This is a genomic window from Streptomyces sp. G7(2002) (assembly GCF_028870195.1).
GTDB lineage: Bacteria > Actinomycetota > Actinomycetes > Streptomycetales > Streptomycetaceae > Streptomyces > Streptomyces nigrescens.
Map to the genome: position 1 here is coordinate 5900186 of NZ_CP102609.1, position 21689 is coordinate 5921874.

General features: G+C 71.8%; 16 protein-coding genes, 1 pseudogene and 1 riboswitch. Of the genes and pseudogenes, 10 read left to right on the top strand and 7 right to left on the bottom strand.

Annotated elements, in window-relative coordinates; genetic code table 11:
* Nucleotides 1-61 precede the first annotated feature (61 nt).
* Nucleotides 62-883: pseudogene (locus NUT86_RS25120) on the top strand (class II aldolase/adducin family protein); the annotation flags it as partial.
* A gap of 96 nt (nt 884-979) precedes the next feature.
* On the opposite strand, the gene NUT86_RS25125 reads toward NUT86_RS25120, so the two are convergent.
* The gene (locus tag NUT86_RS25125) at nt 980-1738 is read right to left on the bottom strand and encodes a bestrophin-like domain (protein ID WP_274737682.1); all 759 of its coding nucleotides are present in this window, start codon (nt 1736-1738) and stop codon (nt 980-982) included.
* On the opposite strand from NUT86_RS25125, the gene NUT86_RS25130 reads away from it, so the two are divergent.
* The 3 genes from NUT86_RS25130 to NUT86_RS25140 all read left to right on the top strand — a co-directional run bounded on the left by NUT86_RS25130 (nt 1737) and on the right by NUT86_RS25140 (nt 4994).
* Nucleotides 1737-1895, top strand: a complete 159-nt coding sequence (locus NUT86_RS25130) for a hypothetical protein (protein WP_018089598.1) — start codon at nt 1737-1739, stop codon at nt 1893-1895. The two genes, NUT86_RS25125 and NUT86_RS25130, sit on opposite strands and share 2 nt — an antisense overlap.
* Before the next feature lie 989 nt (nt 1896-2884).
* A complete protein-coding gene (locus NUT86_RS25135) occupies nt 2885-4159 on the top strand; it encodes a hypothetical protein (RefSeq protein WP_159489119.1) in 1275 nt (424 codons plus the stop codon).
* Nucleotides 4160-4448: 289 nt separating this feature from the next.
* Nucleotides 4449-4994 carry a TQO small subunit DoxD gene (locus tag NUT86_RS25140; protein ID WP_018089596.1) on the top strand — a complete coding sequence of 182 codons (546 nt, stop codon included), beginning with the start codon at nt 4449-4451 and terminating at the stop codon, nt 4992-4994.
* 322 nt (nt 4995-5316) lie between these two features.
* On the opposite strand, the gene NUT86_RS25145 is transcribed toward NUT86_RS25140, so the two are convergent.
* Nucleotides 5317-5538: a hypothetical protein gene (locus NUT86_RS25145; protein WP_159486663.1), complete on the bottom strand. Its 222-nt coding sequence runs from the start codon at nt 5536-5538 to the stop codon at nt 5317-5319.
* Nucleotides 5535-6971: a PspC domain-containing protein gene (locus tag NUT86_RS25150; protein ID WP_274737686.1), complete on the bottom strand. Its 1437-nt coding sequence runs from the start codon at nt 6969-6971 to the stop codon at nt 5535-5537. Before NUT86_RS25150 ends, NUT86_RS25145 begins: the two co-directional genes overlap by 4 nt.
* A 332-nt stretch (nt 6972-7303) precedes the next feature.
* Between NUT86_RS25150 and NUT86_RS25155 the strand changes: the two genes are divergently transcribed.
* The 4 genes from NUT86_RS25155 to NUT86_RS25170 all read left to right on the top strand — a co-directional run bounded on the left by NUT86_RS25155 (nt 7304) and on the right by NUT86_RS25170 (nt 12621).
* The gene (locus tag NUT86_RS25155) at nt 7304-9046 is read left to right on the top strand and encodes a serine/threonine-protein kinase (protein ID WP_274740618.1); all 1743 of its coding nucleotides are present in this window, start codon (nt 7304-7306) and stop codon (nt 9044-9046) included.
* Between the two features lie 167 nt (nt 9047-9213).
* Nucleotides 9214-10512 (top strand): ATP-binding protein, encoded by a 1299-nt coding sequence (locus NUT86_RS25160; protein ID WP_159486657.1) that lies wholly within the window; start codon nt 9214-9216, stop codon nt 10510-10512.
* Nucleotides 10513-10601: 89 nt separating this feature from the next.
* A complete protein-coding gene (locus NUT86_RS25165) occupies nt 10602-11315 on the top strand; it encodes a LuxR C-terminal-related transcriptional regulator (RefSeq protein WP_109896413.1) in 714 nt (237 codons plus the stop codon).
* Nucleotides 11316-11499: 184 nt separating this feature from the next.
* Complete coding sequence (locus NUT86_RS25170) at nt 11500-12621, top strand: alpha/beta hydrolase (protein ID WP_159486653.1); 1122 nt, start codon at nt 11500-11502, stop codon at nt 12619-12621.
* A 73-nt stretch (nt 12622-12694) separates the two neighbouring features.
* On the opposite strand, the gene NUT86_RS25175 is transcribed toward NUT86_RS25170, so the two are convergent.
* Nucleotides 12695-13525 carry a GNAT family N-acetyltransferase gene (locus NUT86_RS25175; protein WP_274737690.1) on the bottom strand — a complete coding sequence of 277 codons (831 nt, stop codon included), beginning with the start codon at nt 13523-13525 and terminating at the stop codon, nt 12695-12697.
* Between the two features lie 86 nt (nt 13526-13611).
* Nucleotides 13612-14757: a C40 family peptidase gene (locus NUT86_RS25180; RefSeq protein WP_159486649.1), complete on the bottom strand. Its 1146-nt coding sequence runs from the start codon at nt 14755-14757 to the stop codon at nt 13612-13614.
* Nucleotides 14758-15081: 324 nt separating this feature from the next.
* On the opposite strand from NUT86_RS25180, the gene NUT86_RS25185 reads away from it, so the two are divergent.
* A complete protein-coding gene (locus tag NUT86_RS25185) occupies nt 15082-15435 on the top strand; it encodes a hypothetical protein (RefSeq protein WP_274737692.1) in 354 nt (117 codons plus the stop codon).
* 121 nt (nt 15436-15556) lie between these two features.
* On the opposite strand, the gene NUT86_RS25190 is transcribed toward NUT86_RS25185, so the two are convergent.
* Nucleotides 15557-16708 (bottom strand): C40 family peptidase, encoded by a 1152-nt coding sequence (locus NUT86_RS25190; RefSeq protein WP_093637004.1) that lies wholly within the window; start codon nt 16706-16708, stop codon nt 15557-15559.
* A 7-nt stretch (nt 16709-16715) separates the two neighbouring features.
* A riboswitch (cyclic di-AMP (ydaO/yuaA leader) is annotated at nt 16716-16885 on the bottom strand.
* Nucleotides 16886-17189: 304 nt separating this feature from the next.
* Between NUT86_RS25190 and pcrA the strand changes: the two genes are divergently transcribed.
* Nucleotides 17190-19643 (top strand): DNA helicase PcrA, encoded by a 2454-nt coding sequence (pcrA, locus tag NUT86_RS25195; protein ID WP_274737695.1) that lies wholly within the window; start codon nt 17190-17192, stop codon nt 19641-19643.
* Nucleotides 19644-19765: 122 nt separating this feature from the next.
* Here pcrA and NUT86_RS25200 read toward each other — a convergent pair whose 3' ends face one another.
* Nucleotides 19766-21496: a M23 family metallopeptidase gene (locus NUT86_RS25200; protein ID WP_274737697.1), complete on the bottom strand. Its 1731-nt coding sequence runs from the start codon at nt 21494-21496 to the stop codon at nt 19766-19768.
* Nucleotides 21497-21689 lie beyond the last annotated feature (193 nt).

Sequence of the window (21689 nt, forward strand, 5' to 3'; positions counted from 1 at the left end):
CGCAGCTGCGTTGGTCACGACCCTGGTTACCTGCGGTAGTGGAAGGTAGCTTCCGCATCGAGCATCAAGAGCCGTACGTGCCAGGAGGAGAGCCGCGATGCCCGAGCCGACGCCCGTGCCCACCGACCAGCTGCACTTCGCGATGCCGCCGACGCATCAGACCGTCGAGGGCGAACGGCGCCACCGCAAGGAACGCCTGGTCGCGGCGCTGCGTCTCTTCGGGCGCCATGGCTTCGAGGAGGGCGTCGCGGGCCATATCACCGTGCGCGACCCGGAATTCCCCCACTGCTTCTGGGTCAACCCCTTCGGGATGTCGTTCCGGCACCTCACGGTCAGCGATCTGATCCTGGTGAACGCGGAGGGGAAGGTCGTCGAGGGCCGCTACCACGTCAACCAGGCGGCGTTCGCCATCCATTCCCAGGTCCACCGGGCGCGCCCCGACGTCATCGCGGCGGCACACAGCCACTCCACCTACGGCCGGGCGCTGTCCTCACTGGGCGAGCTGCTGGAGCCGATCACCCAGGACGTGTGCGCGTTCTACGAGGACCATGCCCTCTTCGACGACTACACGGGCGTGGTGGTGGACGAGGAGGAAGGGCGGCGGATCGCGGCCGCCCTCGGGCCCCACAAAGCGGTGATCCTGCGCAACCACGGGCTGCTGACGGTCGGCGACTCGGTGGACGCGGCGGCGTGGTGGTTCCTCACGATGGAGCGCTCCTGCCAGGTCCAGCTGACCGCCAAGGCCGCCGGCAAGCCGGTGCTGATCGACCACCACAACGCCGTCCACACCCGCGAACAGCTGGGCAACGACCTGGTCGCCTGGATCAACTACCAGCCGCTGTACCAGCAGATCGTGCGCAGCGAGCCCGATCTCTTCGACTAGGGAGCCCTCCCCGGCGGCCGGCGGTCGGCGGGCGTGCGAAGTGCCAGGGCGGGTGCCCTGCGGGGGACGTACCGAGGTCCCGCAGGGCACCGCGCCTCACGGATGCGGGAACAGATCGAGGAACGGCGCGGCCGTCGCCGAGATACCGCGGCTGAACGGTGCGTCGAAGTCCCACACGAGGAACAGCAGGAAGGCGATCAGCGCGCTGAAGAGCCCGGCCATCAGCAACTCCCGCCCCGAGCGCCGGATCTGCAGGGTGAACATGACACCGATCGAGATGGCGCCACCGATGATCAGCCCGAACCACACCACCCCCGGCAGCGTCGATTCGGCCGCGTCCGCACGGGCGGCGCGGGCCCCGTCGGCCACCGCGACCTGGTCGACGAGGGGCTGGTACGACTGCCCCTCGAAGTCGTTGCGCGGACAGTAGTCGGTGACATCCGCCCGGACCTTCGTCAGCAGCTCGGTGCCGCGCGGGGTCAGCTCCCCCCGCTCGGCCATCACCGGCCACTCCTTGTGCACCACATGGCTCGCGTACGCGTTGACGTCCGCGCGGATACGGTCCCGCACCGGCGCGGGGTAGGCCCGGGCCCGCGCGCTGACCTCGTGCAGGGCCTGCGCCTCGGTCCGTACGGTGTCCTCGGCCGCGCTTCTGGCCTCCCAGACACCGGCGATGGCCAGGCCCAGCACGATCGCGTACACCACCCCCACCATCATCGTCAGATACTCGATCACATCGGGTGTTTCGGACGGGTCGTCGTCCTCGGTGACCCGGCGCTCCTTGAGCACGGTGATGGTCAGGACGACGCCGCAGGCAGCGGCCATGGCGATGGTCAGCACCAGCCATTGCGACATGGGGACCTCCTACGAGGAACGGCGCCCGGCGGAACCGGACGAGGAGCTCGAACGGGGACGGAGGGCGGCGCCGGCCAGCACGGCCGGAGCGGTGATCAGCAAGGTCGTGGTCACCATGGAGCGCCCGTTGTGCGGCCGGTGGTACGGCCGCGCATAGCTGCGGGGCAGGGCGGGCGGTGGTGACGCCGGACGGCGGAGGACGGGCGTGGGCTTCGGTTTCGGCTTCGGCTTCGGCGCGGGCGGTGGTGCCGCCGGGCGGGCGCGCGGAGTGGGGGGTGGGGGCGGTGGCGGCGGGGGCGGTGTCGGCCGGGGTGCGGGGGCGGGCGGCGGTGGTGGTGCGGGCTTGGGGACGTGGGGGCGGGGTGCCGGCGCGTGGGAGGGCGTCGGCGGGGGCTTGGTCGCGGTGCAGGGGAAGTGCCAGTCGTGGGGCATGGGGAAGCCGGTCGGTACGTCCACCGGCGGCGCCGTTCCGGCGTAGGCGCAGTTGTCGCCGGTGACCGGGCCGTTGGGCCTGCCATGAGCGGTGGCCACCGGCGCGACGACGAGCAGCGCGGCGAGCCCGGTCAGCAGGAGGAACGCGGCGACGGACGCCGGCCCGCAACCGAGGCGCGGCCCTGCCGGTCTCCGCGGTCCCTCCCGTTTACCTGGTCCTTGTGGTCTGCGTGGAGCTTGCGGGCTCGGCGGGGCTTGCGGTCTCCGCTGAGCTCTCGGTCGCAGCGGAGTTTGCGATCTCCGCTGAGCTTGCGCTCCGTCCAGGTCATCGCGGCTGTGTGATCCGTGGAATCCGTAGTGGAATCCGTATATGTAACGCACGGCGGAAGCTTGCGCAGTGCGCCGACCGCTCAGCCTTCGCCGTGGCCCGGTTCGCCCGAATAGGGGAAGCACCGGGGTTCCGTGATCGGTGCGCCGGTCAGGTGTGCAGGCGGGGGAGGGGCGCGGTGTCGGGCGCTGCTGTTGGGGTCTGTGGTGCGGGAGGGGCTCGTTTGTTGTCATACGTCAACGCGCCGATGCGCCCGCCACCCGCCACCAACTGGACGTTTGATGTCCGCCCTGCCGGGGTGGGGCACAATTCCCCTGCGTATAGGTCAAGTTGATGATCAGTGGTGGCGGGCGGTAGCGGACGTGTCGGTGGAAGCGGCGGGCAGGATGGCCGGAACGGGCGAGCCGGGGGACGGTGCGGAGCGCGCCGCCGGCGGCGAGTGTCGATGCGGACGGTGCCCGCACGGGGCCCGTGCCGGGCATCAGCAGGCGGTTGCCGCGTTTGTCGCGCTCCGCGAGGACTTCGCCGCCGGGCGCGGGGTGCCGGCCGGACTCGCACGTTCCGCGGGTGCGGCCCGGCAGTGGGTCTCCGACGAACTGACGCTGTCCGCACGGGAGGTCGCCCAGCGGCGGGCCGCCGGAAAGGCGGCCTGGCTGGCGGCCGTACGGTGGCGCACTCTGCTCGTCGTCTGGGGCGCGGTGGTGGCCCTGCTGCTCGGGCAGGCGCTGACCGCCCTCGGCACCGGCTGGACGGTGGCCCGTACGGCGGGGCTGCTCGCGGCCGTCGTACTGGCGCTGGGGCTGACGGCGGCGGCCTGGCGGCACCGGGCGCACGGCGGGGCGCTGGCACCGCTGATCGGCGAGGACGGACGGCTGTCCACCTCGCGGACGGTGGCGGCGGGCTGGGCGGCCGCGGTGCTGTACGCCGTCCTGACGGTGGCCGTACAGCAGGCGGCCGCGGCACCGGGCGAGCGGCGTCGGCTCCTCCAGGGGCTGGCGCTCGAACGGTCCGGGGCCCTGTTGTTGGCGCTCGCCGTCGGGTGCGGGGTGGCCGTGCTGGCGCATGGGCTGGTGGCCTCGCGGGTGCGGTCGGGGCGGCTGCAGAAGGTTCCCGCGGAGCGGCCGCGGGCCGCCGATCTGCTGGCGGACGACGCGGGACGGGGCAGTCTCCTGGACGTGCAGTACGTCCTGGTGCATGCGGTCGTGCTGGGGTACGCGCTGGTCCGGCTGGCCGGGCGGCCGGAGCAATTGCCGCAGTTGCCCTGGGGGTTGGTGGTTCTGCTGGTGCTCTCCGGGGCGACGTATCTGGCGGGGAAGGCGATGACGGGCGGCCGTCCGGTGATCCTCTCGGTGGTCCGCTCCCGTGAGCTGGGGGATCTCGCCGCGCCGGTCCGTACCGGCGATGACATCGAGATCCGTGGCGCCGGCTTCGTGCCGCCGGGCGCCGGGACTCCCGACCGACTCGCCCGGACCGTCGTACGGATCGGAGATGTGCATGTCCCCGTCCCGCTGGTCCCCGTGGCCGGCGGCTTCGCCAATCCGACGGACGGCGTGCTGACGGTCCCGGTGCCGGTCGATGTCGAACCCGGCAGGGTGGAGGTCCGGGTGGTCACGGCGGCGGGAGTGGAGACGGACGGCTACCCGATCGACGTCCTGGACTGAGCGCCGGTCGGGGGAGGGCTGGTCGTCGGGGGAGGGCCGGTCGTGGGGCGGCGGCCGGTGTGGGCGGTGCGGGCAGTGTGGCCGGTGCGGGCGGGGAAGCCGGTGCGGGCGGGGTGGCCGGTACGACCGGTACGGGCGGTGCCGCTGTTGCGTGACGATTCTGTGTGCCGCAGTTGCCTGAAGTGCATCGGTCCGTTGAACCTCTTGCGCACGTGCGTACGTATCTCCCCAGGAGGCGCGGGCGCGGGCACAATCGTCTGCGCCCGGTGGCAACGGAGAGGCGGACGTCATGGTGCACGCGAATCGTACGATCGGTGCCGATTTGGGAGGGGCGGGCGTCGAAAGCGCCGGTGCCGGGTTGCGGGGGCAGCTGGCGCGCCATGCGCTGCTCCCCCTGCGGCTCTTCCTGGGGGCCACCTTCCTCTATGCGGGCATCGACAAGCTGACGGATCCGGCGTTCCTGTCGGCCAGTGGCGCGGGTTCGCTCGGCGAGATGCTGCGTCAGGTCCATGACGCGGCGGCGTTGCCGCAGCTCGTGGAGATCGCGCAGAAGAGTCCGGTGGGCTTCGGCTATGCCATCGCGGCCGGTGAACTGGCGGTGGGCCTCGGGATCCTGGTGGGTCTGCTGGGAAGGCTGGCGGCGTTCGGCGGTGCGCTGATCTCGCTGATGCTGTGGCTCACCGTGAGCTGGGCGACCACGCCCTACTACTACGGCAATGACCTCGCCTACCTGATGGCCTGGGTCCCGCTCCTGCTGGCCGGTACGCCGAGGTTCTCCCTGGACGCCGCCCTGGCCAACCGCCGCAAGCGGCACGGGGCGCAGCTGTTCGGCTAGGGGAGACACCTCCTGGTGCCTGTCCGGTGGATCGGGTGGATCGGGGGGGGAGAGGCCCTAGGCGTGTTGTCCCGGCACGTTGGTGACGCGCGACATGCCTAGGGGAGGGCGTGGTCGTGACGGGCGGGATGGCGAGGCCGATCGCGCCGTGGCGAGGCCGTTCGCGCCGTCGCGGGGTCGTTCGTGCCGTGGCGGGACCGTTCGCGCCGTCACGGGGCCGTTCGTGCCGTGGCGAGGTCGTTCGTGCCGTGGCGGGACCGATCGCACCGTCGCGGAGTCGTTCGCGCCGTGGCGGGGCAACGGGGCTCCCGGTCGGTGTGTGTCATGAGTCCGTCGGGGGTGGTGGGTCCGTGTGCCGCCGGCGGGTCGAGGGCCAGACGGCGGCGGTGATGCCGGAAAGGAGCAGGCCCGCGGGGAGGGTGAGGAAGAGCCAGGGGCCGGGGGCGTGCCAGTGGCCGAGGGCGTCGAGGCCGTAGGCCGTGCCGAGGGTGAGGGCGGTGAGGCCCGAGATCAGGCGGGCCGGTGCGAAGGGGTGGCGCTTCACCGGTGGGCTCCCTGGGTGGTCGGGGCGGCCGGCGCGGCGGGGGCCGGTGCGGCGCGTTCGACGGCGACCTGGCCGGCGCCGAGTTCGAGGTTCAGCTCCACCGAGCCGCGCGGCTTCTCGCCCTTCTTGAGGCCGTCGGCGGGGAGGGTGACCGTCCGCTGCCCGCCCGCCGTGAGGTCCACGTCGTGGGGCGATTCGCCGGGCAGCTGGACATCGCCGAGGCCGAGCGAGATATGGAGACGGGCGGTGACACCGTGCGGCAGCGTCACTTGAAGGCGGCCGGCGCCCACTTCCGCGCCGGTGCGGACCGTACTGCCCGCTTTGAGAGGGAGGGCGGTGAGGTCCAGCTCCCCCTCTCCCGAACCGAGTTCATACTGCGGCTGGACGGCGCTGAGGGTGGTGGGGGACCAGGTGCGCTTCTGCCATTGGGCGGTGAGGTTGTCGGGCAGCGTCGTCGCGCCCGCCAGCAGCAGGGCCGTCAGCACCACCATGAAGACCGTGCCGCCGCCCGTGCGCCCGAACCAGGCGCTGAGCACCAGCCCGAGACCGAAGACGACCAGCGCGCACGCCAGGCCCGCCTGGAGGGCCGGCACCGGGCCGTCGTGGCGGGAGACGGCGAGCGCGGTGCCGCAGCCGGCGAGCAGTGCGAGCAGGAACGTCCAGCCTCCGATCGGGCGTCCGCTGCGGCGGCCCCGGCGCGGGTCGCGGGCCGGCGGCGCACCGCCCGGCGGCACGGGCGCCCCGGGCGGACGGCCCGCGTCGGACCGGCCGTCGTGCCCGTACGGGGCCGTGGCCACGCCGTGCTCGGCCCGGTAAGTGATGTCGAGGGGGAGCGGGGTGGTGTCGGGTCCCCACAGATAGCCCGGACCGGCTGCCTCCCCGCGCTGGGCCCGCCACCAGGAGGGGCCGGCCGGCACCGGGGGCGCCTTGGTCTCGGGCGGGGCGTCGGCGACGGCCTGGGCCGTGGCGGTGTCCCTCGCCTGCGGGCCCTCGGCCTCCACTTGCCGGCGTCGGCGCGACCAATGGGCGGAACCGGCCGCCGCCAGCGTCAGCATGATGGCGAACGACATCATGCTGCCCTTGGCGAGGGTCGTCAGGAACAGTCCGCAGCCGATCAGCGCCAGGAGCAGGGCCGTCAGCGCGGGTCCCTCGACACGGCCGGAGAGCAGCCTGCGGCCCTCGTTCTCGTCCTCGCCGTCGAGGGGGATGAGCAGCCAGGCGAAGCCGTAGGCGATCAGCCCGAGGCCGCCGACGGACAGCACGGCGAGCACCACCCGGAAGATCACCGGATCGAGATCCCACTGCCGGCCCAGCCCGCCGCAGACCCCGCCGATCACCTTGTGCCGCCGGCTGCGGCGCAGCGGCGGATGCGACGGGGCGGAGCCGGCGGGGTCGGAGGGCGCCGACTCCTCGACGTGGGCTGCATCGTTCATGGGCTCATGGTGACAAGGGCAACGCACTCCCGGCATCAGTGGAAACCCTGGCAGATCCCTGAGATCCCCCGATGCCGGCCCCGAGATGCCCCTGGGGGGTCCCGAAACCCCTCGTGCATTCGCATATGCCCCCGGCCCTGTGGGTCCGGCCGGAACACGGGTGCGGACGGACGGTGGCCGGAGGGCTTTCCACCGGCGCGGGCGACTATCGTTGCGCCCTGGATACGTACGGGTTTCCGGAGGGGCGTGCGGTGACGGAGGCGGCGTCGGTGGACGAGGGGCGACTGGTCGCCGGGCGATATCGCCTGGTTGAGCGGATAGGCCAGGGCGGTATGGGAACCGTCTGGCGGGCCCGGGACGAGGTCCTTGGCCGTCAGGTCGCGGTCAAGCGTCTGCATGTGGCGCCGTATCTCGATGCGGACGAACTGGCGAGGCGCTATGAGCGCACCACCCGTGAGGCGCAGGCCGCGGCGCGCATCAACCACCCCAATGTGGTGGGGGTGCACGACGTCGTGGACGACGCCGGGATGCCGTGCATCGTCATGGAGTACGTCCCCTCGACGACACTCGGCGATCTCATCAAGGAAGCCGCGCTGCAGGACAGTTCGGTCACGCCGCGCGAGGCCGCCCGTATCGGACGCGGCATGGTGGCGGCGCTGCGTGCCGCGCACTCCGCCGGTGTGCTGCACCGTGACGTCAAGCCGGGCAATGTGCTGCTCGGTGAGGAAGGCCGGGTCGTGCTCACCGACTTCGGCATCGCGGTCGCCAGTGGTACCTCCACGCTCACCAAAACGGGTGAGCTGGTGGGCTCCATCGACTACTTGGCGCCCGAGCGGGTCAGGAGCGGCAGCCCCGGGCCCGCATCCGACCTGTGGGCGCTGGGAGCGACGCTCTATCAAGCGGTCGAGGGACGGCCCCCGTTCCGCAAGGACACCGCGGTCGAGACGGCGTACGCGATCGCCATGGACCCGCTCGAGGCGCCGCGCAATGCCGGGGTGCTGACCCCGCTGATCGAGGCGCTGCTCGCCAAGGAGCCGGCCGACCGCCCGACGGCCGAGGTCGTCGAACAGGCGCTGCGGGCCGCCGAGGCCGATGCGGACACGGCGCTGTACGGCAGGCCGACGCTGGCACTGGGCACGGTCGGACGCGGTACGCCGGAAACGGCAACGCCGGGCGAGCAGACGGAGGCTCCGACCCGTCCGGTGCCGCACACGGGCGGGGCGGGCGCCACGTCGGACCGCACCGGAACCGGAACCGGGAGCGGCACCGGAACCCGTGCGGGCATGGCCACGGGCGCGCGCTCGGACACGGGCTCGGGCACGGACTTCGGCGGCAGCGCCGTGACCGGCCCTATGGCTCTCCCGGACGGGGCGGTCGGCAGGCGGGCCAACGGGGACCGCACGGAGGCCCTGTCCGGCGGCAAGTCCCCCCGTAGGCGGCGTGTCGCCCGGGTCGTGGTCTGGGGCATCGCCGGGGTGCTGTTCGCCGGGGGCGGTGCGGGCACGGCCTGGTACCTGATGCGCCCCGATGAGGCCGGCGCGTCCAACGCGGCGGCGGACAAGGGCACCCCGAAGCCCTCCGGCGTCCCGGACAACAGCATCGGACCGCCGCCGCCCCTTCCCGACGGCTACCGGCAAGTGAATGAATCCGCGCTCGGCGTGACCTTCCCGGTGCCCGATGGCTGGATCCGGCAGGTCAAGGACCACGGCCGGACGATCAACTACTACTCGGAAAAGGACAACGTCAGGCTGACCGTCAGCGTCTTGGAGCTTTCCTCCGGCGACGCGGTGAAGCACTTCAAGGGCCTCGAGGCCTACCAGAAGGCGCATAGCCGGGACTACACGCAGCTGCGTTTGGCGAGCACCGTCTTCCAAGGCGAACCCGCCGCGATCTGGGAGTACACCTTCCGGGGTGAGGCCCGTACGTATCGGGCGGCAGATCTCGGGTTCGGCCGCGCGGGTGGCACGGACTACGCGATCTTCGTGTCCGCCCCGGAAGCCAATTGGACGAAGTTCGGGAGCCCCTTCTTCTCGGTGGTGAGGGACGGCTTCCGCAGGACCGACCCGAAGAGCTGAGGCACCGAAAGACTGAGGCACCGGAGCGCGGTGGGCCGGGGCGGGCGCTGCAGGCCCGTCGGGCCGTCGCCGGCGCCCGGCCCCTGACCACACCCCGGAAACGTCAGGGACAGGTTCAGGGACGACCCTGATGCCCTGGGCCCCGGCGCCGTGTGACGATCGAGCACATGACCACCGCACCGCCCCGCGCCGAGACGAGCTACGCCCCGGCGCCGGACCCCGACGACCCGCCTGTGCGCAAGCTCTACCGCAGCGCTGACGGGCGGCTGCTCGGTGGCGTCGCGCGGGGGCTCGCGGGCCATCTCGGACTGCCGGTCTCCTGGGTGCGGATCGTGTTCGTGGCCCTGTTCATGGCCGACGGGATGGGCGCCCTGCTGTATGCCGCGTTCTGGTTCTTCGTCCCGCTGGGCGTCGGCGGCGTGGACCACCGGCAGCCCGCCCCGGCGGACGGCAGGCGCCTCCGGCTGCGGCACCGCCCCGACAAGGGCCAGGTCTTCGCGCTGATCGCGCTGCTCATCGGCGCCTCGATCGTCGCCTCCCGCTTCCAGCTGGGCCAAGCCGACGGCTATCTCTGGCCGGTGCTGCTGATCGGCGCCGGTGTCGCCCTGGTGTGGCGGCAGGCGGACAACTCCCGCCGTGCGCAGTGGCTGGAGCTCGGCCGCCGCAACGGCCTGCTGACGATGCTGCGCGGCGCGGCCGGTGTCCTTCTGGTCGGCGTCGGGGTGACCGGCATCGTCGTGCTGCAGGGGTCGGTGCGTCATCTCGGCTCGGTGCTGCAGGCCGCGCTCGCCGTCGTCGTCGGCATCGCGCTGCTGGCGGGCCCCTACCTGGTGCGGATGGCCCAGGACCTCTCCGAGGAGCGGCTGATGCGTATCCGTGCCCAGGAGCGCGCCGAAGTGGCCGCCCATGTGCATGACTCGGTCCTGCACACCCTCACCCTGATCCAGCGCAGCGCCGACGACCCCCGGGAGGTGGCGCGGCTGGCCCGCGCCCAGGAGCGTGAGCTGCGTGCCTGGCTCTACAAGCCCGAGGGCCGCGGCAAGGAGGAGGACGAGGAGCCGGCCACCCTGGCGGAGGCGGTCCGCAAGTCCGCCGCCGAGGTGGAGGACGACCACGGTGTCCCCATCGAGGTCGTGGTCGTCGGCGACTGCCCGCTGGACGAGCCGCTGGGCGCCCAGATGCAGGCCGCACGCGAGGCGATGGTCAATGCCGCGAAATACGGCGGAGAGGGCGGCGCGGTGCAGGTGTTCGCCGAGGTGGAGGGCCGCTCGGTTTTTGTCTCGGTGCGTGACCGCGGCCCCGGATTCGACCTGGACGCGGTCCCCGCGGACCGGATGGGCGTACGGGAGTCCATCATCGGCCGTATGGAGCGCCACGGCGGCACCGCCCAGCTGCGCTCTGCCCCCGAGGGCGGCACGGTCGTCGAGCTGGAGATGGAGCGCGCGGCGACGGAGCACGGGATATGACCGGGCCGGGCGAGGGGCGGCCGGAGGCGACAGCGCGCGGCGGTGCACGGGATGATGGCGGGGCAGACACCGAGGGACGGGCGGAAGAGATGAGCAGCGACGGCGCACAGCAGGACGGGACCGGCGGCGGGACGGCCGAGGGCCGGACCGTACGGGTCGTGCTGGTCGACGATCACCGGATGTTCCGTACGGGCGTCCAGGCCGAGATCGGCGAGACCGGGCGCACCGGCGTCGAGGTGGTCGGCGAGGCCGCCGACGTCGACCAGGCGCTCACGGTCATCACGGCCACCCGGCCCGAGGTCGTCCTGCTGGACGTCCACCTCCCCGGGGGCGGCGGTGTCGAGGTGCTGCGCCGCAGCGCCGCGATGATGACCGACACCGAGCGCCCGGTCCGCTTCCTGGCGCTCTCCGTCTCCGACGCGGCCGAGGACGTCATCGGCGTCATCCGGGGCGGCGCCCGCGGCTATGTCACCAAGACGATCACGGGCACGGACCTGGTCAACGCGGTCTTCCGGGTCGCCGACGGCGATGCGGTCTTCTCCCCGCGGCTGGCGGGCTTCGTTCTGGACGCCTTCGCCTCGACGGACGCCCCGCCGATCGACGAGGACCTCGACCGCCTCACCCAGCGCGAGCGCGAGGTCCTCCGGCTGATCGCCCGCGGCTATGCCTACAAGGAGATCGCCAAGCAGCTGTTCATCTCCGTGAAGACCGTCGAGTCCCATGTCTCCGCGGTGCTGCGCAAGCTCCAGCTCTCCAACCGCCATGAGCTGACCCGGTGGGCAGCGGCCCGGCGGCTGGTCTGACCTGCGGAACCGGCACGGAGGCGGGCTCACACACCGCTTCATGACGAGGGAGTAACAAAGCACCTAAGAAGGGCAACCAGGACCCTGCGGTCACCATCTAAGGGCGCGGAGAGGCTCACTGCCGAAGGCGGGGCCGGAACCACCCCACGTCCTTCGCGTAGTTTGTCCTGGAAGCGAGAACCCGATGAGCCTGACGGGCACGCCCTTCTTCCTCACCTCGCTCACGCTGCTGATCGTCGCCGTCGTGCTGCCCTTCGCCCTCTGGGGCCGAATAGCCGGGCCGCCCCTGGTGCGCGGCCTCGGCCGGCTGCTGATGCTGCTGTTCGCCCAGGTCACGGCCATCACCGTGGTCTTCGTCCTGGTCAACAACGCCAACAGCCTCTACGACACCTGGGACGATCTGCTCGGCACCGGCAGCCATGTCGAGGCGGCCCGGGACCTCGGCCCCGACGGCATGGGCGGCCGGCAGATCAAGCACGAGCCCAAGCAGCTGCAGCAGTTCCGCCCGGCCGACGACCCCAAGGTGGGCGCCGGCGTTCAGATGACCGATCTCCAGGGCCGGATCTCGGGGGTGCGGGGCGAGGTCTACGTATGGCTGCCGCCCCAGTACAACGACCCGGCCTACCGGGACAAGAAGTTCCCGGTGGTCGAGCTGCTGCCCGGCTATCCGGGTTCGGCGAAGTCCTGGATGGGCTCGCTGCGCGCGGCCGAGCAGCTCATGCCGCTGATGCAGAACGGCACGGTCAAGCCGGCCATCCTGGTGGCGCCCCGGACCAATCTCCTCCCCGGCGCGGACACCGGGTGCGTCAACATCCCCGGGAAGGTCAACGCCGACAGCTGGCTGACCGTCGACGTCCGCAAGATGATCATTGACAACTTCCGGGCCGGCGACAAGCCGGACTCCTGGGCCCTGGCCGGCTACTCGGCCGGTGCGCACTGCGCCGCCAAGCTGGCACTGGCCCACCCCGACCGCTACCGTGCCGCGGTCGCCATGTCCGGCTACAACGACCCGGCACTAGAGCGTGACTCGCTGGCCGGCAAGGACCCCAAGCTGCGTATCGAGTCCAACCCGCTGCACATCCTGAAGTCGGCCAACGCGGCCGGGAAGCCGCCGCGTACCGCGCTGTATGTGTCGGGCGCGGAGCGCGACGGCTTCCAGGCCGGGCTCGGCCTCCGCCAGTTCGCGCAGAATCCGACCACGGTGACGTTGCGGCAGATCCCGCCGGGCGCGGGCCACACCACGGTGGTCTGGAAGCAGCAGGTGCCGGAGATCTTCCGCTGGCTGGGGACGCAGCTCAGGGCGTGAGGGCACGGGAGCGGGCACCGCGGAGCTTGGGACACTTCCCCCTACGGGCGGCGGTACCGGAGCCCGCGGCCGTTCACCCCATACGGCCGGCGGCGGTGACCGGGGACCGGAGCCGCCAGCCCATGGCCTCGTAGAGCGCACGGCCGTCCGGGCTGGCCACCAACACGCCCTGCCGCGCGCCCCGTTCCACCGCGCGGCCCGCCAGCGCGGCCATGACCGCCCGGCCCAGCCCGCGCCGCTGGTGCGCGGGCTCGGTGCCGATCATGTCGAAGACGACGGACGGGGCGTACGGGGCGGGGGAGCTGCCCGGTGCCCCCGTGGTGAGGGCGGCACGTCCACTCGCGGCGAGGACCGGCCCGGACCCCTCGACACCACCGGAACCGGAGCCAGTACCGGAACTGGAGCCGGAGCCAGTACCGGAACAGGAGCCGGCCCCGGCCCCGGCCCCGGAACAGGAGCCGGCCCCGCCCCCGGCCCCAGGCCCGCCCGCAGCGTGCACCCGGGCCTCGAACACCGCCCCGCCCTCGTCGACGATCTCCAGCCGGTAGCCGGACGGCAGGCCCGCGCCGGAGCGCGACGCCGCCAACCGGTCCGTCGTCATGAGGTACTGGGGTTCGCTGATCTCCCAGTCCGCGGTCAGCAGCGGCTCGACCACCTCGCGCGGGGCGCAGGCCTTGATCCACAGACCGGGCGTGGTGAGCGTGTCCACCAGGTCGCGCAGGACGGCCGGTTCCGCCTCCGGGAGGACATGGCGCGCGAGATGACCGGGCCGCCGCACCTCGATCCGGAACCCGCCGGGCACCGCCTGCGGCGCCTCCGTACCCCGCGCACGCGCCCAGCCGTCGACCCAGGCATGGACGGCGGAGCGGAGGCTGGTGTCGGGGGCCGCGGCGGTGTGCGTCATCCGGCCGATCGTACGCGGAGGCCGCTGCCGCCCCAACTGCCTTTCCGGGGGCGGAAGTCGGGCCGAAACGCAGCCCGTGGGGCGCCCTACGCGGGCCGGGTCGCCGCCGCGAACGGCATCTGGTCGATCGGTGCGATCCGTACCGGCGCCCCCGGATGCGGTGCGTGAATCATCTGGCCGTTCCCGACGTAGAGCCCCACATGACTGATGCCCGAGTAGAAGAACACCAGGTCACCAGGGGCGAGTTGGGATCTGTTGACCCGCGGCCCGGAGCTGATCTGGGTGTAGGTCGTACGGGGCAGGGCGACCCCGCCGGCCTTCCAGGCGGCCTGGGTCAGCCCCGAGCAGTCGTAGGCGGACGGGCCGGTCGCGCCCCAGACATAGGGCTTGCCGAGGGCGCTGTAGGCGAAGGCGACGGCGCGGGCGGCACGGGGGCTGGGAGCCTGTGCCGCGGCGACGCCTCCCGCGCCCCCGGGAATCCCGTCGAGCGGGCCGTCCCCACGACCGGCCCCGTGGCCCGTGCGGCCCTGCCCCGGCCCGCTCCGCGCACCGTCCCGGGCCGCCATCCGCTGCCGCTGCTCCGCGGTCAGCCGGTGGAGCAACTCCTCGGCGGCGCCCAGCTTGTGCACGACGGTGACCCGGTGCTTCTTCAGCTTGGCCTCGGTGTCCGCCAGCCGCTCCACGGTCTCCTCGGCCCGCTGCCGGACCTGCCGTACGCTGCCGAGCCGGCGCGCATAGCCGGCCACCGCGGTCGCCTGATGGCTGCCCGTACGCTCCAGCACCGCGGCGCCGTCCAGATAGCGCTGCGGGTCCGCGGACAGCAGCAGCCGTACGGCCGGGTCGACGCCGCCGGAGCGGTACTGGCTCGCGGCCAGGGTGCCCAGTTCGGTGCGGGCGGCGTTCAGCTTCCGGGTCCTGCGGGCGGCCTCGTCCTGCAGTCTGCTCAGTTCCTCGCGTGCGGTGTCGGCGGATTCCTTCGCACCGTTGTAGTTCTGCGTGGCCACCTCTGCCTCCTGGTACAGCGCGTCGACCCGGTCCTTGACCTGGGCGGGGGTGGGCCGGTGTGCGGCCTGGGCGGTGCCCTCGAAGCCGGTGGCGGTGGCGGTGGCGGCGCCGGCCAGCGCCAGGGTGGCGGCCGTACGGGCGGTGCGCGCGCTGCGCGAGCCACCGCCGGTGAGCGCGGCGAGCGGATGCTGCCGGGGCTTGCGGTGCGAGGCCACGGTGGCCGTCACTTCCTTCCCTTCGAGCCGTGGGCCCGGCGGCGGTCCGTCACGGGGGCAACGGACCGCCGCCGCACCTCTCGGCGGGGACGGCCGACGGAACGCCGGTGGGAGGCCGGCGAGGCGGGGAGTCGGCCGCCTGAGGGAGGACGCTAAGCCTGGATGTCACGGCAGTGAGTCCCCTTGCCCGGCATTGTTCGCTTTCGACCACGGCAGGTACGCGGGTGACCGCGGCGCCATGGTCCTACGGCCGGGACCGGTCTGGCCTGACCGAAGCGGCGATAGTGGGCGCCCTGCCCGAAGGGCCGTGCTATACGGCGGCTACGATCCAGCACTATGGACGTAGTAACCAATATCTTCGTCGGCCTGCACATCATCGGCATCGCCTCCCTGCTGGGCGGCTTTCTGACCCAGATGAAGGCGATGAGCGCGGGCACCGCCCGCTTCGTGCCGGCCATGCTGCACGGCGCACTGACGATGCTGGTCACCGGCATCGTGCTGGTCGGCCTCAACCAGGCCCAGGACCACCCCCTCAACAACATCAAGCTCGGCATCAAGATGGCCCTGCTGGTGGTGATCCTGGCGCTGGTCTACGTCAAGCGGGACGACGAGACGGTCGACAAGCCGCTCTTCGCCGCGGTCGGCGGACTGACGGTGGCCAACATCTTCATCGCGGTGCTCTGGACCTGACGCACGTCCCCACCACGGCACACCGCGCGGTCCTCGCACTCCGGATCCGGAGGCGACGGCCGCGCGGTGGCGTGTGGGGGGTGACCGTGGGGGGTGGTCTTGTGGGGGAGCGGGCCGGGCGTCAGCCCGGGCGGACACTCCCGTAAATCGGCATGTAGTAGATCGACTCCTCCCGGACGTTGGCGCCCGGCTTCGGAGCGTGGACCATCTTCCCGTTGCCTATGTACATGCCGACATGGCTGATGTCGTCATAGAAGAAGACCAGGTCACCGGGCTGCAGATCCTTGGTGGCCACGCGCTGGCCGATCTTGACCTGGTCCCAGGTGGTCCGCGGCAGATCGACGCCCACCGCCTTCCACGCCGCCTGCGTCAGCCCCGAGCAGTCGTAGGAGGCGGGGCCGGTCGCGCCCCAGACATACGGCTTGCCGATCTGGGCGCGGGCGAAGGCGAGCGCCTTTTCACCCTTGGTGGAGGCCGAGTCACCGGCGGAGTCGCCGCCGGTGGAGCCGCCGCCGGTCCGGTCGTCGGACGAGCCGTCGCCGTCCTGCTGCCGCTGGCGCTCCCGCTCCTGCTGCTTGCGCGCCTCCTCCGCGGCCCGGCGCTTGGCCGCCTCCTCCTTCTGGCGCTCCAGCTCCGCCAGCCGCGCCTTCTCCTGGGCGGTCAGCCGGGACAGCAGCTGACGGGCCTCGGCCAGCTTGTCCTGGACGGAGCGCTTGGACTCCTTGAGGGAGGCCTGCGAGGTCTGCAGCCGCTCCAGGCTGCGGGTCGCCTCGGCACGTTGCTTGGCCGCCTTCGCCTGCTGCTCCTGGTAGTCGGTGACGGCCTGCTTCTGCCGGCCGGACAGCCGCTCCATGAGGTGGTTGCGGTCGACGAACTGCTGCGGGTCCTTGGCCAGCATCAGCTGCGCCGTCGGGTTCATGCCGCCGGTGCGGTACTGCGCCGAGGCGAAGGTGCCCAGCAGCCGCCGGGACTGGTTCATCTTCTCGGCGCGCTGTGCCGCGGCGTCGAGCAGGCCGTCCACGGTGTCGCGCTGTTCGTCGGCGCGCTCCTTGACGGCGTTGTACTTCTGGGTGGCCACCTCGGCCTGGTGGTAGAGATCGTCGACCTTCTGCTTGACCTCTTCGACGGTGGGCTTGGGCGCCCTGGGGGCCGCTTCGGCGGACTGCGAGAGCAGGGTGACCGAGGCGAGGGCGGCGGTGGTGAGTCCGGCCGCCGTACGACGGCCTCCGGGTGAGGCGAGAACGCTGGTGCGCGGCTTGCGATGCGACGCCAAGACCGGCAACTCCTTCCGTGGACCGCCTACCGGGTTAGCTGTCGGGTTCGGGCGGTGTCGCTGACGGAAGGCTTGCCCTACGGTCCGGACGTCCACTGGCGACGGCCGTACGGATCGATTCACCCCGGTGGTGCTGGTGGGTCCCCGGCTCCGGGTGCCTGGGGGCAGTGCCGGACTCGGCGTGGCGGCCCGTGCGGACGCTGTCGTCCACGGGGAGGCGGGCTGCCTGAGCGAGGACGTTAGCCAACTCGTGTGGCTCCTGTGAAGGCTGATGTTCGATATGCCCGAAACCTTTTCGTGACCTGAACGCGATGCGGGTGTTGTGCTGCCAGATGTCGGATTCGGGTAGACGAGGCGCCGCCCGATCTGTGACGGCCCCGGACGTCTGACCTGCCGCGGCGCCACGGCCCGCCCCGCGGACGGCCCGCAATCCGCTACTCCGCGGCGGACTGTCAGTGCGGCGGCCTAGACTCGGTGGGCGATGAGCAGCCTCTTTGACGACAGCTTCCTGGCGGACCTCGGCCACAAGGGCGAGGAGGAGCACCCGCCGCCCCCCGAGGACGAGCACGGTCCGGCCCCGGAGGAGATCCCCGCCGACCTCTTCGGCGGGAGGTTCGACGCGCCCGCCCCCAGGGAGTCGTACTACCGCGACGGCGCCGCCCGCCCGCCCGTCGACGCCGCGGCGCTGCTGGAGGGGCTCAACGACGAGCAGAAGGCCGCCGTGGTGCACACCGGCGGCCCGCTGCTGATCGTCGCCGGCGCCGGCTCCGGCAAGACCCGGGTGCTGACCCACCGCATCGCGCATCTGCTCGCCGAGCGCCATGTCCACCCCGGCCAGATCCTCGCGATCACGTTCACCAACAAGGCCGCCGGTGAGATGAAGGAGCGCGTCGAGGAGCTGGTCGGCCCGCGCGCGAACGCCATGTGGGTCTCCACCTTCCACAGCGCCTGCGTCCGCATCCTGCGCCGCGAGTCCAAGAAGCTCGGCTTCACCTCGTCCTTCTCGATCTACGACGCCGCCGATTCCAAGCGCCTGATGGCCCTGGTCTGCCGTGATCTCGATCTGGACCCCAAGCGCTACCCGCCCAAGTCCTTCAGCGCGAAGATCTCCAACCTCAAGAACGAGCTCATCGACGAGGAGACCTTCGCCGGGACGGCGGCCGACGGTTTCGAGAAGACGCTGGCCGAGGCGTACGCGATGTACCAGGCGCGGCTGCGCGAGGCCAACGCCCTGGACTTCGACGACATCATCATGACGACGGTCAATCTGCTCCAGGCCTTCCCGGATGTCGCCGAGCACTACCGCCGCCGCTTCCGCCATGTCCTCGTCGACGAGTACCAGGACACCAACCACGCCCAGTACACCCTCGTCCGCGAGCTGGTCGGCCCCGCCGAATCCGCCGCGGAGCTCTGCGTCGTCGGTGACGCCGACCAGTCGATCTACGCCTTCCGCGGCGCCACGATCCGCAACATCCTCCAGTTCGAGGAGGACTACCCGGACGCGACCACGATCCTGCTGGAGCAGAACTACCGCTCGTCGCAGACGATCCTGTCCGCCGCCAACGCCGTCATCGAGCGCAACGAGAACCGCCGCCCCAAGAACCTCTGGACGGACGCCGGCACCGGCCCCAAGATCACCGGCTATGTCGCCGACACCGAGCACGACGAGGCCCAGTTCGTCGCCGACGAGATCGACCGGCTGACGGACGCCAAGGACGCCAAGGCCGGCGACGTCGCGGTCTTCTACCGCACCAACGCCCAGTCCCGGGTCTTCGAAGAGATCTTCATCCGGGTCGGGCTGCCCTACAAGGTCGTCGGCGGAGTGCGCTTCTACGAGCGCAAGGAGGTCCGCGATGTCCTCGCCTATCTGCGGGTGCTCGCCAACCCCGAGGACACCGTCCCGCTGCGCCGCATCCTGAACGTTCCCAAGCGCGGTATCGGCGACCGCGCCGAGGCGATGATCGACGCCCTGTCGGCGCGCGAGAAGATCACCTTCCCGCAGGCGCTGCGCCGGGTCGACGAGGCCTACGGCATGGCGGCCCGCTCCGCCAACGCCGTCAAGCGCTTCAACGTCCTCATGGAGGAGCTGCGGACGATCGTCGAGTCCGGCGCCGGTCCCGCCACCATCCTGGAAGCGGTCCTGGAGCGTACGGGCTACCTCGCCGAACTCCAGGCCTCCACGGACCCCCAGGACGAGACCCGGATCGAGAACCTCCAGGAACTCGCCGCCGTCGCCCTGGAATTCGAGCAGGACCGCGGCGAAGCGAACCCCGGCACCCTCTCCGACTTCCTGGAGCAGGTCGCGCTGGTCGCCGACTCCGACCAGATCCCGGACGAGGACGAGGAGGGCAGCGGCGTCATCACCCTCATGACGCTGCACACCGCCAAGGGCCTGGAGTTCCCGGTGGTCTTCCTGACCGGCATGGAGGACGGCGTCTTCCCGCACATGCGCTCGCTGGGCCAGACCAAGGAGCTGGAGGAGGAGCGCCGGCTGGCCTATGTCGGCATCACCCGCGCCCGTGAGCGGCTCTATGTCACCCGCTCCACGATGCGCAGCGCCTGGGGCCAGCCCTCGTACAACCCGCCCTCCCGGTTCCTGGAGGAGATCCCGGACGACTTCGTGGAGTGGAAGCGGACGGGCCCGGCGACGCCGTCCGCTTCCATGGGCGGACTCTCGGCGGGCGGCGGAGGCGGCTTCGGCTCCTCGCTGTCGTCGTCGCGCGCCAAGGGCCCCAGCGGCTTCGCGACCCGCCGCTCCCAGGACCGCCCGGTGGTCTCGCTGGCCGTCGGCGACCGCGTCACGCACGACAGCTTCGGCCTCGGCACGGTCGTCGGCGTCAAGGGCAGTGGTGACAACGCCGAGGCGACCATCGACTTCGGCGGCGAGAAGCCCAAGCGGCTGCTGCTGCGGTATGCGCCGGTGGAGAAGCTGTAACGGAAGGCTGTACCGGAAGGCTGTACCGGAAGCCGGAAGCCGGAAGCCGGAAGCCGGAAGCCCCCGGGGACGTGCCCTGGGGGCTTCGACGGAGCCGGAGCCGACAGCGGCCGGTTCAGCGGTCAGTTCGGGTCGAGGCCGTGGTCCTGCAGCCAGGGCAGCGGGTCGACCGCCGCGCCGCCGCCGGGACGCACCTCGAAGTGCAGATGCGGTCCGGTGGAATTGCCGGAGTTGCCCGAATAGGCAATCTGGTCACCGGCCTTGACCGTCCCGGAACGGATCTTGGTGCTGCTGAGGTGGCAGTACCACGTCTCCGTGCCATCGGCCGCCGTCACGATCGCCATGTTGCCGTAGGCGGAGTTCCACTGGGTGCGGATGGTGCCGTCGGTGGCGGACATGACCGGGGTGCCGTAGCTGACCGGGAAGTCGATACCGGTGTGCAGCGACATCCAGTTGACCCCGGCCTGGCCGAACTGGGCGCTCAGCCCGTGCTGCTTGACTGGCAGCAGGAACTTGGGCCGCATGGCCTCCTTGCGGGCCGCTTCCTTCGCCTTGCGCTGGCGCTCCAGCGCCTGGCGCTCCTTGAGGTCGATCCGCTCCTGGGTGCGGCTGGCGCGGTCGCGGAAGTCATCCGCGCTGGCGCTGAGTCCGGCGAGCTGGGTGTCGAGCTTGTTGTTGGCCGCGGACGGCTTGACGGCCGCGACATCGGGCGCGGCCTGGGCGGTCGCATCGGCCTTGTCGTCCCCGCCGAAATCGGCGACGGCCGCGGTGGCCACGGCGCACACGCCCATGGCGGCGACCGAGGGCACCGCGACGGTCAGCAGCGCCGACCGCTTCGCCGTCCGCCGCCGGCCCCGGCCGCGGACGGCTTGCCCGGCTTCCGGCCCGGTGACCCGCCGGCCTGCGGGGGCGGGGGCCGCGGGGGTGATCGGCATGGCCTGCGTCATGGCGTCCGCCACGGCCGCGGCCTCGCTGTAGTCCTCGGCATCGCGGGGGGAGCCGTCGTCGGCCTCGGCCCGGCCGGTGTCGTACGGGTCGTTCCCGGGCCGTCCGGCGTCGGTGCCGGCGGTGTCGAAGTGCCCGGCCTCGTCCCAAGTGGTGCTGTCCCACTGGATCGTGTCGTTCGGGGGCGGTCCGGCCTGCGCCGGGATACCGGCGATCAGGTCCTGGTCGGTGGTCGACCAGATCGCGGTGGCCTCGAAGCTCGCGGTCTCCTCGACCGCGGTGGCCTGCCGGCCGAAGGCGTCGAAGGCATCGGCGGTCTCGTACGCGCCGGGGTCGTAACTGCCGGTGTCGTACGCGCCGGTGGGGTAGGTCCCGGTGTCGAAGCCGCTGTCGAAGCCGCCGTGGCCGTACGCGGTGGCTTCGTAACCGGCCGTCTCGTACCCGGACGAGGTGTACGCGGTCGCGTCGTGCGCCGGGGCGTCGTAGGTGGTGTGTGCGTACGGGTCGTAGCCCGGGGCGGCCGCGTGCGGATCGGCGGCGGCATAAGCGCCGGTGTCCCAGCCGCCGGTGTCCCACTGAGCTGTGGCATAGGTGCCGGTGTCGTACGCGCCGGTGGCATAGCCGTCGCCCGCCGGGTACGCCCCCGTGTCATAGGCCTCGGTGCTGTAGGTGCCGGTGCCGTAGCTGCTCATGCTGTAGGCGTCCGCCGTGCCGTGCGTACCGGTGTCGTACATACCGGTCTCGTACGAGCCGGGGAGCGAACCGAAGAGGGGATCACCGTCGCCGTATTCGGCACTGCCGGTCGAGGCCTGCTGTCCGTAGGAGTCGTAGGCCGGATAGTGCGCATACGAGGCGTCGGAAGCAGAGCCGGTCGGAGGCTGGGCCCCCGAGGGGTGACGGTCGTTCACCAACTTCTCTTTCGCCTCGGCAGCAGGAGAATTAGCGGCGACTGTACCCGGCGGTACGCGACGGCGACAATCTTCAACTGGTTTTGGGCTAGGCCAGATCGGGCATTTGGCCGCCTTTCGGCAGTCCCCATGCGAGCTCTTGGCGCCCCGTTCGAAGTTTGTTCGACTTCAAGTCAAGATCATGTCGCCGGTG

What these genes read in the sequence shown, in the direction of transcription:
- NUT86_RS25130 (WP_018089598.1), top strand. Translation starts at nt 1,737, where the DNA reads ATGGGGACCTCCTACGAGGAACGGCGCCCGGCGGAACCGGACGAGGAG.
- NUT86_RS25125 (WP_274737682.1), bottom strand. Translation starts at nt 1,738, where the DNA reads ATGTCGCAATGGCTGGTGCTGACCATCGCCATGGCCGCTGCCTGCGGC.
- NUT86_RS25135 (WP_159489119.1), top strand. Translation starts at nt 2,885, where the DNA reads ATGGCCGGAACGGGCGAGCCGGGGGACGGTGCGGAGCGCGCCGCCGGC.
- NUT86_RS25140 (WP_018089596.1), top strand. Translation starts at nt 4,449, where the DNA reads ATGGTGCACGCGAATCGTACGATCGGTGCCGATTTGGGAGGGGCGGGC.
- NUT86_RS25150 (WP_274737686.1), bottom strand. Translation starts at nt 6,971, where the DNA reads ATGAACGATGCAGCCCACGTCGAGGAGTCGGCGCCCTCCGACCCCGCC.
- NUT86_RS25155 (WP_274740618.1), top strand. Translation starts at nt 7,304, where the DNA reads ATGGGAACCGTCTGGCGGGCCCGGGACGAGGTCCTTGGCCGTCAGGTC.
- NUT86_RS25160 (WP_159486657.1), top strand. Translation starts at nt 9,214, where the DNA reads ATGACCACCGCACCGCCCCGCGCCGAGACGAGCTACGCCCCGGCGCCG.
- NUT86_RS25165 (WP_109896413.1), top strand. Translation starts at nt 10,602, where the DNA reads ATGAGCAGCGACGGCGCACAGCAGGACGGGACCGGCGGCGGGACGGCC.
- NUT86_RS25170 (WP_159486653.1), top strand. Translation starts at nt 11,500, where the DNA reads ATGAGCCTGACGGGCACGCCCTTCTTCCTCACCTCGCTCACGCTGCTG.
- NUT86_RS25175 (WP_274737690.1), bottom strand. Translation starts at nt 13,525, where the DNA reads ATGACGCACACCGCCGCGGCCCCCGACACCAGCCTCCGCTCCGCCGTC.
- NUT86_RS25185 (WP_274737692.1), top strand. Translation starts at nt 15,082, where the DNA reads ATGGACGTAGTAACCAATATCTTCGTCGGCCTGCACATCATCGGCATC.
- pcrA (WP_274737695.1), top strand. Translation starts at nt 17,190, where the DNA reads ATGAGCAGCCTCTTTGACGACAGCTTCCTGGCGGACCTCGGCCACAAG.